The 13,013-nt window shown below is 53.0% G+C and carries 18 protein-coding genes; 6 read left to right on the plus strand and 12 right to left on the minus strand.

Annotation, left to right across the window (positions count from 1 at the left end; translation table 11 throughout):
- Window positions 1–72: 72 nt before the first annotated feature.
- From alkB to AC3WN7_RS09010, 4 genes are all read right to left on the minus strand, one after another.
- Window positions 73–765, minus strand: a complete 693-nt coding sequence (gene alkB, locus AC3WN7_RS08995) for a DNA oxidative demethylase AlkB (RefSeq protein WP_102675183.1) — start codon at window positions 763–765, stop codon at window positions 73–75.
- Window positions 755–1,459: a 2OG-Fe(II) oxygenase gene (locus AC3WN7_RS09000; protein WP_102675182.1), complete on the minus strand. Its 705-nt coding sequence runs from the start codon at window positions 1,457–1,459 to the stop codon at window positions 755–757. Before AC3WN7_RS09000 ends, alkB begins: the two co-directional genes overlap by 11 nt.
- A gap of 117 nt (window positions 1,460–1,576) precedes the next feature.
- The gene (locus tag AC3WN7_RS09005; protein WP_007985513.1) at window positions 1,577–1,744 is read right to left on the minus strand and encodes a hypothetical protein; all 168 of its coding nucleotides are present in this window, start codon (window positions 1,742–1,744) and stop codon (window positions 1,577–1,579) included.
- A 37-nt stretch (window positions 1,745–1,781) separates the two neighbouring features.
- A complete protein-coding gene (locus AC3WN7_RS09010; protein ID WP_007912251.1) occupies window positions 1,782–2,084 on the minus strand; it encodes a DUF1883 domain-containing protein in 303 nt (100 codons plus the stop codon).
- A gap of 201 nt (window positions 2,085–2,285) precedes the next feature.
- Between AC3WN7_RS09010 and AC3WN7_RS09015 the strand changes: the two genes are divergently transcribed.
- Window positions 2,286–2,642 carry a hypothetical protein gene (locus tag AC3WN7_RS09015; protein WP_095966622.1) on the plus strand — a complete coding sequence of 119 codons (357 nt, stop codon included), beginning with the start codon at window positions 2,286–2,288 and terminating at the stop codon, window positions 2,640–2,642.
- A gap of 72 nt (window positions 2,643–2,714) precedes the next feature.
- Entirely contained in the window at window positions 2,715–2,945 is a 231-nt protein-coding gene (locus tag AC3WN7_RS09020; protein ID WP_102675181.1) for a hypothetical protein, read from the plus strand.
- Between the two features lie 11 nt (window positions 2,946–2,956).
- On the opposite strand, the gene AC3WN7_RS09025 is transcribed toward AC3WN7_RS09020, so the two are convergent.
- Window positions 2,957–3,238 (minus strand): hypothetical protein, encoded by a 282-nt coding sequence (locus AC3WN7_RS09025; RefSeq protein WP_015094930.1) that lies wholly within the window; start codon window positions 3,236–3,238, stop codon window positions 2,957–2,959.
- Window positions 3,239–3,820: 582 nt separating this feature from the next.
- Window positions 3,821–4,009, minus strand: coding sequence for a hypothetical protein (locus AC3WN7_RS09030; protein ID WP_095966624.1), 189 nt, complete (start codon window positions 4,007–4,009; stop codon window positions 3,821–3,823).
- 290 nt (window positions 4,010–4,299) lie between these two features.
- Between AC3WN7_RS09030 and galU the strand changes: the two genes are divergently transcribed.
- Window positions 4,300–5,139, plus strand: a complete 840-nt coding sequence (galU, locus tag AC3WN7_RS09035; RefSeq protein ID WP_007975949.1) for a UTP--glucose-1-phosphate uridylyltransferase GalU — start codon at window positions 4,300–4,302, stop codon at window positions 5,137–5,139.
- Between the two features lie 182 nt (window positions 5,140–5,321).
- Here the strand turns inward: galU and AC3WN7_RS09040 are convergent, their stop codons facing one another.
- Genes AC3WN7_RS09040 through AC3WN7_RS09060 form a run of 5 tightly spaced genes read right to left on the minus strand, consistent with a single transcriptional unit; the run spans window position 5,322 to window position 8,892 of the window.
- Window positions 5,322–5,765: a PaaI family thioesterase gene (locus AC3WN7_RS09040; RefSeq protein ID WP_158247854.1), complete on the minus strand. Its 444-nt coding sequence runs from the start codon at window positions 5,763–5,765 to the stop codon at window positions 5,322–5,324.
- Window positions 5,766–5,767: 2 nt separating this feature from the next.
- A complete protein-coding gene (locus AC3WN7_RS09045) occupies window positions 5,768–6,799 on the minus strand; it encodes a fatty acid desaturase (protein WP_102675178.1) in 1,032 nt (343 codons plus the stop codon).
- Window positions 6,799–7,533: a class I SAM-dependent methyltransferase gene (locus AC3WN7_RS09050; protein ID WP_102675177.1), complete on the minus strand. Its 735-nt coding sequence runs from the start codon at window positions 7,531–7,533 to the stop codon at window positions 6,799–6,801. Before AC3WN7_RS09050 ends, AC3WN7_RS09045 begins: the two co-directional genes overlap by 1 nt.
- Entirely contained in the window at window positions 7,520–8,182 is a 663-nt protein-coding gene (locus AC3WN7_RS09055) for a hypothetical protein (protein WP_007975945.1), read from the minus strand. Before AC3WN7_RS09055 ends, AC3WN7_RS09050 begins: the two co-directional genes overlap by 14 nt.
- 20 nt (window positions 8,183–8,202) lie before the next feature.
- On the minus strand, window positions 8,203–8,892 hold the full coding sequence (locus AC3WN7_RS09060) for an iron-containing redox enzyme family protein (protein WP_158247853.1): 690 nt from the start codon (window positions 8,890–8,892) through the stop codon (window positions 8,203–8,205).
- A gap of 738 nt (window positions 8,893–9,630) precedes the next feature.
- Between AC3WN7_RS09060 and AC3WN7_RS09065 the strand changes: the two genes are divergently transcribed.
- The 3 genes from AC3WN7_RS09065 (at window position 9,631) to gorA (ending at window position 11,996) form a co-directional block, all read left to right on the plus strand.
- Window positions 9,631–10,014 (plus strand): helix-turn-helix transcriptional regulator, encoded by a 384-nt coding sequence (locus tag AC3WN7_RS09065; protein ID WP_158247852.1) that lies wholly within the window; start codon window positions 9,631–9,633, stop codon window positions 10,012–10,014.
- A gap of 24 nt (window positions 10,015–10,038) precedes the next feature.
- The gene (locus tag AC3WN7_RS09070) at window positions 10,039–10,458 is read left to right on the plus strand and encodes a PaaI family thioesterase (RefSeq protein WP_007975942.1); all 420 of its coding nucleotides are present in this window, start codon (window positions 10,039–10,041) and stop codon (window positions 10,456–10,458) included.
- A 179-nt stretch (window positions 10,459–10,637) separates the two neighbouring features.
- Window positions 10,638–11,996, plus strand: coding sequence for a glutathione-disulfide reductase (gorA, locus tag AC3WN7_RS09075; protein ID WP_102675174.1), 1,359 nt, complete (start codon window positions 10,638–10,640; stop codon window positions 11,994–11,996).
- Here the strand turns inward: gorA and AC3WN7_RS09080 are convergent.
- Window positions 11,993–13,003 carry a DNA-binding protein gene (locus tag AC3WN7_RS09080; protein WP_095966626.1) on the minus strand — a complete coding sequence of 337 codons (1,011 nt, stop codon included), beginning with the start codon at window positions 13,001–13,003 and terminating at the stop codon, window positions 11,993–11,995. The two genes, gorA and AC3WN7_RS09080, sit on opposite strands and share 4 nt — an antisense overlap.
- Between the last annotated feature and the right edge of the window lie 10 nt (window positions 13,004–13,013).

Consider the following 13,013-nt stretch of genomic DNA (forward strand, 5'->3'; position numbering starts at 1 on the left):
GAGGAGTTGCCTGCAGATTAACCATGGGGCCATTCCCACACACTCCGGCGCTTGCGGTCAAATTCGAAGTCTTCATCCGGCGGTGCGGAAGGTGAAGTTGATGCGTTGCTCGCCCAGTCTTGGGTGAAGGCCGTCCTTGATCGGCAATACGCCGTGATAACGCAGGCGATCCACGCCACCCCAGACCACGATGTCACCATGCAGCAGGGGGATGCGCTGGCTTTTGTCACTGCGTGCAAAGCCGCCGAACAGGAACATCGCCGGCAAGCCCAGCGATACCGAAACGATGGGGGCTGCGTAGGAATGTTCGTCCTTGTCTTGATGCAATGACATTTTTGCCCCGGGGATGTAGCGGTTGATCAGGCAGGAATCGGGCACAAAACCGCTGAAACCCGCTGCCTGCGCTGCCGCTTGTGCCAGTTGGAGAAACACCTCGGGCATCAATGGCCAGGGCTGACCGGTCTGGGGATCGTGACGGGTGTAGCGGTATCCGGTGCGGTCCGTGGTCCAGCCGAATGTGCCGCAACTGCTCAGGGCGACCGACATGGTAAAGCCGCCGGGCGTGACCATCTGCCGAAACGGCGCGGCCGCCAGCACTGCCTCCAGAGCGGGCAGCAAGCGCTCGAGCCAGGGCAGGGCGAAGCCTCTGAGCACCCAGGATTGTTCACCGATCTGCTCGCGCCCGGGTTCTCGCCCGGGTTCTCGCTCGGGCTCTGCATCGGCAAACAGATCGAAAGTCAGCGGGTTCATGGGCTCATGTCGCATCGTGAAAGATGATTCCAAGGGTATGCCGTTTGCCGCTGTGCAGGCGACTCACGCCGTGGCGCAGGGTCACGCGGTAGTAACCGCGAGTGCCTTTGACCGGCCGCTGGTTGACGGCAAAGATCAGCCCGTCACCTTTCTTCAGGTCGATGACCATCGGCCGTGACTGCATCCGCGGGCGTTGTTCGGTCATGACAAATTCGCCACCGGTGAAGTCTTGATCGGGGTCCGACAGCAGAATCGCCACTTGCAGCGGGAAAACGTGCTCACCGTACAGATCCTGATGCAGGCAGTTGTAGTCCTGCGGACCATATTGCAGCAATAAGGGGGTCGGACGGTTCTGACCAGCGGCATGACAGCGCTCGAGGAAGGCGGGATGAGTGTCAGGAAAACGCTGCGGCAAACCCATTTGTTCATGCCAGCGATTGGCGATGGGCGCCAGGCGCGGGTAGAGCGCGCTGCGCAAGCGCGCCACAAGGTCCGGCAACGGGTAGCTGAAATACTTGTACTCGCCGCGGCCGAAGCCGTGACGAGCCATCACCACGTGCGAGCGAAAGGACTCGGTCCGGGGGTACAGGGCGCTGACCTGATCACAAGCCTTGTGGCTCAGCAGTGAAGGGATGACGGCGTAACCGTCCAGGTCGAGTTGCTGTTCCAGTCGGGGCCAGTCCAGCCGGTCCAGATATTGCTCGCTCATTGCCGGGCCTCTAGTGGTTGAGGTGGCCAGTCTGGAGGACTTGAATGCAGCAGGCACTCCGGCGCTTGCGGTCGAACTGCGAACGGGAGCCGACGTCCATTGTCGCTCCGGATTGCGTTACAGCGCTTTGCTGACGCTGATTTCGCTGATGACGTCGTCCTGTCCATGAATGGCATCCAGCGCCGCTTTGGCTTCTTCTGCGGTGCCGTTTTCAAGCTGGGCAAACTCGAAGCGGCGCTCGCCGTTGAGTTTGTATTTGATGACGTACTTGGTCGTTTGGGCCACGGTCGTATCTGCCTGTCTTGTGTTTCGGGTGTGCTGATCAGCTCAGTTTCGTGCTGGAACGGCGAATGATTTTGATCGAGTGCGTCAGGGTGGGCTTGCGCGTCACGCTGATAGCGCGGCGGTTGACGGTGTCGATCGTGATGTTCCAGAAACCGGTGCTGGGGGCGGTGATGCGCGCCGGAAACGTGTCGAACGCACCGCCGTGATAGGTGTGACGGCCGCCATTCTTGAAGCTGCGGAAGTTGGCGTCGTTCATCAAACGGATGTTGCACATTTGGGAGCATTGAATGACGACGATGTCGTCTTCATTGAGGTGCTCGCGCTGATGGATAAATTTCATGGGGCGCCTCCAGAAGGGCTTTTTCTACAAAATCAAAACGATAGCATGGGCGATGGGCGCAGTTTATCAGCCCGAAGGCCTTATTATCCGGCCGCCTTGACAATAAAAAACGCTAATTTCACCTTTGATGAGCGATAAAGCAGTTTGCCTCGGAGAAAAAACGCATCTGCGTTGTCCGAGCCTCTTTATCGGAGGTTTTGTATGAAGTGGGGTTTGTGGGTTGTTTCGCTGGCGGCATTGGTGAGTGGTTGTGCGAACGTCTCTGACATCAACGAGTCACTGCCGACCATGAGCGTGATTTCTGGCAAGAACCCCCATGAATATGCGCAATGCCTCAGCGAAAAACTGACCGACAGTCGTGGCGCCTTGCAAATCGAACCGCACAAGGATGGCCTGCGTGTGATCGTGCCGCTCAAGTATTCCACGGGGCCGTCAGCCGTTTTCGACATTGAAGAGCGCTCCGGTGGCAGCAGCATCAAGCTGCACGAAAGCATGTCCAACGTCCCGGTGCGTCCAAAGGATGTACAGAAGGCTGCCACCGAGTGCATTTCCGGCTGATAAACTATCGACCCACAGCACCGATGCCGCCAAAGCCTGGCTTTGGCGGCATCGTCATTTCTGGAGTCGACTATGAAACGAGAGCAGGTCCGGGAGCGTCATGCAGAGGGACTTATCTCTGCCACCCATGTGATCCAGAATCCGGCGGAGCTGGGGGAATGGATCGTGTTTTTCAAGAAAAGCGCCGGGCGCAGCTATTTCCTGGTGGATGACAATGACGAAGTCGAGTCCTTTGGCAAACTCGACGATTTGATCGAAACAGTGCGCGGACTCGGGATCAAGTTCGCCGAAATTCATCTGTAGGGCCGAGCGCCTTATTTGCAGACCACCACGACGCTGCGGTTCTTGTAATTGCCGATATCGGCGCCGAGGGTTTTTTCACTGACCTTGAGCGCTGGCGTGCCGTCGGTGCCGACAATCCGGTAGCCGGTACCTGCACAGGAGGCATCGGCCTTTTCGTAGCAGGCGGCCCAGGAATTCGCCTCTCCCGAGCAATCGATCGTCAGACCCTGCTCTCCGTTGCCCAGGTAGGTTTCTTCCGACGTTGCGCAGCCGCTCAGGGCCAATACCGCTAGCAAAGGCAAAATTTTATTCATGGTTTGATCATCGTCAGGGGGGTGGGCTAAGGCTGAGACAGCGTCGGACTCAAAAGGTTATAGCCAAAGGCCACTTCTTTTTCGGTGTTCCTATTAAGAAAGTTCCTTCACGCATTCCTGGGAACTGTAGGAGCCAGCCTGCTGGCGATGGACTCAAGCGCGCCGCGTTCAACCAGTTCACACGCGTTATCGTTAACGACCATCGCTGGCAAGCCAGCTCCCACAAAGGACCGTGCCCACGCTGAAACTGTAGGAGCCAGCCTGCTGGCGATGGACTCAAGCGCGCCGCGTTTATCCAGTTAACCGCGTTATCGTTGACGACCATCGCTGGCAAGCCAGCTCCCACAAAGGACCGTGCCCACGCTGAAACTGTAGGAGCCAGCTTGCTGGCGATGGACTCCAGTGCGCCGCGTTTATCCAGCTCACCCGCGTTATCGTTAACGACCATCGCTGCGATGCGGCGACCCGACAAGCCAGCTCCAGGAGACCGCGTTCGCGTCGAAAACGAAGTCACCTCCAAACCAGTGAAAGAACCATAAAAAAGCCCTGCGCCATGGCAGGGCTATTCGAGAGAGGCGTCGGTCAGCTCTTGTCCTTGCCGCGTCGCTTGGGTTCCGGGTGCTCAAGCTCCAGCACCGAGGCCACCTCGATTGCCAGGGCTTCGGAAGGGAAAGGCCCGGCGATATGTTCACCGGCGACACTGGCCACCCACCATTGGCCGTCTTTCACCTTGTTGATCAGGAATCCGTTGACGCTTTTTGCTTCCGACATCTATTTGCCTCGTTGTCTGGTTCAATCGCGCCATGATACCGGCAAACGCACGCAACGGGGGGCGATGGGCGTATGGTGACGGGTTCCGGGCGGTAGAAGGCCGTGCATTTGCGCCAGTCTCTGCTATGCATAAGAGGCTGTGCAATCGCCTGCGCACTCCCGCAGGGAACTATCGGCAAGATTATTTCTCTATGTTGGCATCGGTTAGCCAGAGCGGGGCATTGTAAGGTGCTCGCCGCCTGATTAGACTGCGCCGAAACTCGTACACGCACAGCCTTACAAGGACTTATATGATCAAGAAATGCTTGTTCCCAGCAGCCGGTTACGGTACTCGCTTCCTGCCAGCGACTAAAGCCATGCCCAAAGAAATGCTGCCGGTGGTGAACAAGCCACTGATCCAGTACGGCGTCGAAGAGGCACTGGATGCCGGCTTGAACGAAATCTCCATCGTCACCGGTCGCGGCAAGCGCGCCCTGGAAGACCACTTCGACATCAGCTACGAGCTGGAAAACCAGATCAAGGGCACCGACAAGGAAAAATACCTGGTCGGCATCCGTCGCCTGCTGGATGAGTGCTCGTTCTCCTACACTCGCCAGACAGAAATGAAAGGCCTGGGTCATGCGATCCTGACCGGTCGCCCGCTGATCGGCGACGAGCCGTTCGCCGTGGTGTTGGCGGATGACCTGTGCGTCAACCTGGAAGGTGACGGCGTACTCAAGCAGATGGTCAAGCTGTACAAACAGTATCGCTGCACCATCGTCGCGATCATGGAAGTCGACCCGCAGGAAACCAGCAAGTACGGCGTGATTGCAGGCGACCTGATTGGTGATGACCTGTACCGCGTGCGCAACATGGTCGAGAAACCAAAACCGGAAGATGCCCCGTCGAACCTGGCGATCATCGGTCGTTACATCATGACGCCGGACATCTTCAGCCTGATCGAACAAACCGAGCCAGGCAAAGGCGGCGAGATCCAGATCACCGACGCCCTGATGAAACAGGCGCAAGATGGGTGCGTGATTGCCTACAAGTTCAAAGGCAAGCGTTTCGACTGCGGTGGCGCTGAAGGCTACATCGACGCGACCAACTTCTGCTTCGAGAACTTCTACAAGACGGGCAAGGCTTATTGATAGCGTTTGAGGTTCTTGTGAGAATTTACTTGATTTAGTGTTAAATCAAGTAATAGACAAAGTAAATGCCCCGACATCGTTCGGGGCGTTTGCTTTTATATCGCAGTAAGACATGCCGATGCCTGAAAGGCCTTTTTCTATTTTATATGGGGAGGATTTTTGCTTTTTATATCTAAATTTTCTTAGCTTGTGCTGAACTCTATCGAACGCCAGACGCCACTTGCTATGGCAATGAGTTTTTCACTTACTCGAAGCTCGCCGGATACAAATACCAAGTTGCCGGTAATCTTATTGACCCTTGCAGTACCTATAACCCAGTCACCAGCTTTTGCCCCAGCAACAAAGTCGGTGTGTAAACTCACCGTGATACATGGTTTATTTCCAGTCGCGTGAAAGGCAGTACCGCCCAAGGAGTGGTCGAGAAAGGTCATGATCATGCCTCCATGCAGGCGTTCCAGCGAGTTCAAGTGTTTCTGATCAATTTGGAATTTGAATGTCCAAGCGTTTGCCTCGTTCTTGTGCAACAAAGGACCAACCGTTTGTTCAAAGCCATCATAGGAAAATAGCTGGGGGAAAGGCTCATACCCGTCAGGGTATTTGTTATACGTTTTCGGGAGTGCATCCATGATTACCTCAGTCTTGTTTTTTCGGTTGTAAGGTGAGGGGAGTGTTTGTCCAATATCCATCGCCAAAGTGGTGGGAAAAGCGAAATTATTGCCATGGTGAAATATCCATATGGCATAACAGGCGCATCGGATTGTTGGCTCAAGGCATGAAAGGGTTTGGCAGGATGGACGTGGTGATCTGAATGATGTCCTAGATTAAATAATGCATAGTTGGTCAGTGAGTAATTGTCCCAAGAGCTTGAGTGGCTTGGTTTGCGACTGCCTCCGTTCCTATTTAGCCCGTAGTGCTGCATGTAATTCACTGTTTCAAGAACAAGCACTGCAATGACACCTTGGGCTATAAATGCAACAAGCGCAATTGGTCCAAGAAGAAGCAGTATAGCTATGTAAACGAGACTCTGAATAATCCATAGACTTATAGCGCGGTTGTGAATGGGATGATACTGATGGCCTGAGAATATTGCAGATCGGGCACATTCTCTTTTCCACATAGATATGCCACCAAAAAAAATTGATCGGATGTAAAATTTGTATAGGGACTGGCCGTGTTGTGCTGATGAGTGGTCCTTCCCTGTTGCTACGTTGGGGTGATGGCTGTACAGGTGTTGCAACTTGAAGTGGGGATAGCTCGATAGAAGCATGAGGGCGGTGCCTAAGTGCCTACTTATGAAAGTTCCCCTATGAATCATTTCATGGGCTAAAACAATTCCAACAATTCCTGTTGTTAATCCGCAGTTGTAGATTAGTACGATTTTTTCGAAAGATGTAAATTTTTCATGTGGAATGGTAATGATCGTGCTGGCTACTACGGTAATGACAATTAGAGTGGTAAGTCGAGCAATGAACTCTGGTATCGCTGGGAAATAAGTATTTTTATTTGTTGGGGCGACTGGCTTGCCTAATATTTCGATAGCAGGATAAACCACAGTGCCAAGAATTATAGTGGTGTAGATCCAGTAGCCACCGGTCCATAAACCTAGTCCGACAGACATAGGGTGAAGTAAGGCTAGACAGTACGCCCAATCACGAACCATTAAATTGACTCCACAAGCATGCCCACAGGGGTAAAGGGGGTGACCTTGTATGGTAAATCGGCAATCCGAATAATGAATTCCATCTCTTGGATACTATAGGCTCGTCTGTGTGACGCTACTCCATCACTGATGAAGCTACTAGAGTAAAAAGGCGATAGAGACTGTACGAGTACAGGCCCATAAAAAGTGCGCCGCAGATCAAAAATTATCACCTTTTTGGAAATCCTCTTTAATTCCCGAAGTAGTTTGATAACGATACCCGCTGGAAAGTGGTGCAGTGCCTGGCAGTTCAGCGCGATATCAAATTTCAGGTTTGAGAATAAAAGGTTGGTGGCGTCTGCAACAAGCCATTCAATGTTCATATGTCTGAAGGCAGTTGTGTTGGTTTCTATGTGACGTTGTGAAAGATCACTTCCTACGGCATGAATGTGAAATTTACCATGATCAACTTGCGATGTCACACTCCTGAGCAGCCAACAACTTCCTCCACAAACTTCAATAACCGATACACTACCCGCTACTTGCGCTCGTATATTTTTTAGTATGAAGTCGGTGAGCTTTCGCTTGAGTCCAGATGCATTTGCGAGTGCTTCCAAATCTCTGACAACTTCGGCCGCTAATTCACTTTCAGGGAATAGGTCAAGAATTTCCGCCTTTTCCCGATAGATCAGTCTGTCAACAAAGCCAAAATGCTGTTGGCGATAAGCAGCGAACTGTTCTTCAAATGGTATCATGTGACAAGCTTTTTTGTTTTAACTCGGGTTGGAGAAACTCGACATGCTTTCGCCGCTGACGAATCGCCCTCATCGTTTTCTGTTGGTGAAAATACCGATTAGACCGCTCCTTTAGATAGAGCGCCGCGGAACTCTCATTTGTTTGGTAGTATATGATCCAATCGTCGATATCATCACGCCCCAGCAAGTGAAGAGGGGGGTGATCGATCGGAACCAAGCCAAACTCCACAAAGTATCTAAGTGTTTGATATCGAGTTATTCCGACTATGAAATCGAAATTGTCTTTGATTGCTCGAGTTGCAGCTTCTTGGAGTAGAATGCCAATCGCAATGTTGCCGCGAAAATTCGGCGTTAAAACCACATTAGTTGCTTCTAGAAGTCTTGGTCTGTACCCGATATCGGGCAGGTATCGAAAGTAAGGATTTGCCTCGGAATACAGGGTTTCGCATAGGCCAAGTGTCCCTTCCATTTTTTCGTCAAAGTACAGGCCGAAGCACTTGGTGTCTGGTCCAGGCAAAATTGATGATGTGAAAAAACCGAGCGGCTCGTAGGATTGCCTGAGGATTTTTTCATACTGATACGTTGAGTCAGGATCTGATCGATCTATCTCTCGAATTGAGTAATTTCTCAGGTCATAAAAATCTTTCATGCACTTCTCCGATCTGAGCGTTACGCCAATGCAGAGTTTAGAGGCGGCACGTCGGCTGTATCTGCCGTCAATACGTCATTGAATAACTGACCGTACAAGCGGAACGTCATACGGCGTGCATGCACTACGTACTCCAGTTCGTTATCATGAACGAACTCAATTGCCTCAATTGCTTCCTGTAGGTGCTTCGCATCGAATCCTCCATGACTGCGCAAGAATGTCACTGCGTTACTTGGTATCCCATATTGTTCCGTCATGACATCCGCGAACATGGTGCCGAAGTCGGCTCCTAGCCCTTCGGTAGCCGTCGCGACCCCGAGGATGCCAACGGGATTGCCATAGGTTGCCATATAATAGTTCTGGGTAATCAAGCCCCAAGCGCCTGCAGAAGGCTGGGAATTAAGAAGGAAGTCCGAATCAAGGCCAATATTTTTCAGATCCTTGATGCAGAAAAGATCGTGGCCATTCTCTTCAAGAACTTGTTCAAAAAACCAGTTGCGAAGCCCCCGACGATCATCGCTCAGGCGCGCTCCACCCAAGGCCAGCATTCGGGACGTGTGACGTACTAAGTGATAGGTCTCACGAAGGTAAGATGCGTAATGAGCTCTGGTCATGCCACCGCTCGCAACGACTCTCAACAGTGGATTGGTTTCAACGAACTGTTTATATTCGTTCTTCGTCTTCTGTACGATCAAGTCAAACTTGTGCATGTTGACTCTCCTGGCGATTGGAATCCTTACGATAATCGCCATTTCTGAGCGCTAGAATAGGAAGAATGTACCATTGACCCATTGATGAGACCTGTTGCCCATATTGGTCTACACGTAGTCTCTATCCTGCGTGCTCCTCCTCGCTATTCTGAGTTATGGTTTCTTCACGCTACAGGGATAGAGGTCTAGGTGTCCGAATTTCGCAGGCAAACTATCTCCAAAGCTAAAAGGATTAATTTGTTACAAGTTTGTGTTGACGCGTCATGCCTGGATGCTATCTTGCTCGCGTTACCCTGATTGATAATTTGCACCTTAAAGATAATAACTAAAATAAAAAGAAGAATCATATATATGACGCATCAATTGCCCGAGAGTTTACTTAATAGTGCGATGCCTCTATCAGATTGTTCAAGTCCATCATTGGGCTTGATTCGGGGGAAAATGCGTAATTGCTGGGACTTTCTCCGATTTTTTCAACGACTCACTGATCAAGCCGTTAGATATGATGCGTGTTTTTTTGGGTGTGGTGTGTTGCATGCTCTCGGTGTGTCGTTGGATCGCGAAATTACCCATAACCTGCCTCTATCATATCGAAAGGGTATCAGAACGACTGCAGGGGGTGTGCAAAGTCCCCCGCTGTCGACTTGGTTTGCTTCGGGTAAGCCACTGTTGGTAAAGATACCCAGCCAATTATGTTCAGCATGGGAGGAGAACTTCGTTGCTCATGGATATAGAAATATGGTTATCCATGGCTTTTCTGATAGAGAAGCCGGAACGGTCTCTATCTTCGGGTTTTACAACTATATCTCTGAAAGTGATGATAGGGTGGTCGACCTTCTCAATGCTATTGCAGCTATTACTCATTCTGCATTACATGAGCTTCCTCAAACTATTGGGCGCGAATTTCATCTGGTGGATAGTAAAAAGCCGGTGGCCCTGACGGAGCGAGAAGAAGAGGTTATCTACTGGGTAAGTCAAGGTAAAACTAACGCGGATATAGCGATCATCCTTGGTATTAGTTCAAATACTGTTAGAAATCACCTGCACAATGCGTCGGAAAAACTGTCTGCAAGCAATAGAGTGGAGCTTGTTTCCTTTATGGCTCAACGTTGTACCGGTTAATGATATAAATTCGGAGAATACGTAATGGATAGGAAAGCATTTTTCTGGATGGTACAGGAGGGGCGTTTGCCGCCACCGAGAGCAGCTGAAACACTAGGAATAAAAATCTTAAAAGTTGATGCTAATGAAGGAAGTGTTGAAGTCTTGTTTGAGGCTATCGACGCTTTTACGAATCCGGAGGGCAATATACAGGGAGGGTTCCTTGCCGCGATGCTTGACGACACGATGGGGCCAGCCCTAGCTGCAACACTTGACGAGGGTGAGTTTGCGCCAACCTTGAGCCTGAATGTTAATTTTCATGCCCCGGCCAAAATAGGGGCTCTGATCGGGAGGGGGCGGGTAGTCAAGCGCGGAGGACGGGTTTGCTTTCTCTCTGGTGAGCTTGAGCAGTCGGGTCAAGTCATCGCGACTGCGAGCGCTACTGTGTTGATCCGAAAGCTATAGGGGGGCAAAAGATAACTTCCTGACTATGGCAAAATACCCGGATCACAACAATTGATTGAAAATTAGGTCGGACGGCGAATCGCTCGAGTAGGTTTTTTACTTTTCGGCCTCATATCGTCTGCAGCGCTTGCCCCACAAATGTCTACGGGTATGCTGTTGGCCTGCCGAGGAGATTGAAAATGGCCTACGATTTTGACCTTTATGTGATTGGTGCCGGTTCCGGCGGTGTGCGGGCTGCGCGGTTTGCCGCCGGGTTTGGTGCGAAAGTGGCGGTGGCCGAGAGTCGCTACCTGGGCGGCACTTGTGTGAACGTCGGTTGTGTGCCGAAAAAATTGCTGGTCTACGGTGCGCACTTCGCCGAGGACTTCGAGCAGGCATCCGGTTTTGGCTGGAGCCTGGATGAAGCGCAGTTCGATTGGGCGACGCTGATCGCCAACAAGGACCGTGAGATCAATCGCCTCAATGGCATTTATCGCAACCTGCTGGTCAACAGCGGCGTGACCTTGCATGAGGGGCACGCGAAGATCGTCGATCCGCATCAGGTCGAGATCAATGGCGAGCGCTTTACCGCCAGGAATATTCTGATCGCGACCGGCGGCTGGCCGCAGATTCCGGAGATTCCGGGGCACGAGCATGCCATCAGTTCCAACCAGGCATTCTTCCTCAAAGAGCTGCCCAAGCGGGTGTTGGTGGTGGGCGGTGGCTACATTGCGGTCGAGTTCGCCGGGATCTTCCATGGTCTGGGTGCCCAGACCTCGTTGCTGTATCGCGGTGAACTGTTCCTGCGCGGCTTTGACGGTTCCGTGCGCAAGCATTTGCAGGAAGAGTTGACCAAGCGTGGCATGGACCTGCAATTCAACGCGGACATCGAGCGCATCGACAAGCAGGCCGATGGCAGCCTGAAAGTCACGCTCAAGGACGGCCGCCAGCTGGAAGCCGATTGTGTGTTCTACGCCACCGGGCGTCGTCCGATGCTGGATAATCTCGGGCTGGAAAGCACCGGGGTCAAGCTCGACAAGAAAGGCTTTGTCGAGGTCGATGAGTTGTATCAGACCGCCGAGCCGTCGATCCTGGCGCTGGGCGATGTGATCGGTCGTGTTCAGCTGACACCGGTCGCGCTGGCTGAAGGCATGGCGGTTGCGCGACGTCTGTTCAAGCCTGAGCAGTATCGTGCGGTGGATTACAAGATGATCCCGACGGCAGTGTTCAGCCTGCCGAACATCGGCACCGTCGGTTTGACCGAAGAAGAGGCCCGCGAAGCCGGCCACGACGTGCAGATCTTCGAAAGCCGCTTCCGGCCAATGAAGCTGACCCTGACTGAATGCCAGGAGCGCACGCTGATGAAGCTGGTGGTGGATGCCAAGACCGACAAGGTATTGGGTTGCCACATGGTCGGCCCGGAGGCCGGTGAAATCGTCCAGGGCCTGGCGATTGCCTTGAAGGCTGGCGCCACCAAGCGCGACTTCGACGAAACCATCGGCGTGCACCCGACGGCCGCCGAAGAGTTCGTCACCATGCGCACGCCGGTCGCCGGTTAATCGTCCTTCGCTGCGTCTGCCGCTGCCGCAAGGGTTGCGGCCAGACGTACGCGTTCTTCCAGATCCGTTCGGGTCCTGGTCAGTTCAATTTCCAGTGACTTGTTGAGCTGCGACTGCTCATCGACGTTCTGCTTGAGTGCCTGACTTTCCAGCAAGGCGACGCGCAGGCGTTCCTGGAGGAGGGTGCGCTCGCCGTCGACGCGGGTGGCCTGTTCCAGCAACTGATCTTGGCGGGTATTGCTTTGCTTGAGCTGTTCCTGCAGCAGGCTCAGTTCGCGCAGTGTGCCGCGGTTTTCAGTCAGCAAGCGTTCGTTGTCGCGGTGCAACTGGGTGATTTCATCCTGGCGTACCAGTGCGCTTTGTTGTGCCTGGCGCAGTTCCATCTGTAGCTGTTGCACCTGGCCTTCGTGGCGACTCATTTCCTGTTCGCGCTGTTCCTTGACCGCATTGCGGTAGTGCTCCAGTGCGTCGCGGGTGTGCAGGTGCTTTTCCTCGAGGGAGCGGATCTGCTCGTCCTTGTCTTTCAAGCGCAATTCGAAATCGGCCAGCGCCTGGTTCATCCCGGCGTTACGGGTTTGCTCCGTTTGCAGCATGGCGCGGGTTTCTTGCAGGGCCTCGGATTCCTGAGTCAGTGCCAGGCTCTGGAACTCGTATTGCTGGTGCAGTTCGCTGTTGGCCTCTTGCGCTTCGTCGAGCTGTTTTTCCAAAGCCTTGCGTTGTTCCTCGTACTGCGTGCGCGCCTGGTCGATGGGTTCCTGTGCCTGCTCCTTGAGTCTTTGGGCGAGCCGCGCCACCAGCGCCATCAGTTCATCGTCAATCGGTTCTGCTGGCGTTTCGACCGCCTCGTTCCTGTCATCGAGCTCTTTGAGGTAGCGATGAATCGTGGTTTTCGAGCCGGTATTGCCCATTTCGATCCGTACGGCATCGATGCTGGGGTTTTCGCCACGGGCAAGGATCGCCAACCGAGCGGCTTGCACCACCGCTTTATTTACACCGCCGCGTGCCATGAGATCTCCC

Source organism: Pseudomonas sp. FW305-70 (genome assembly GCF_058783925.1).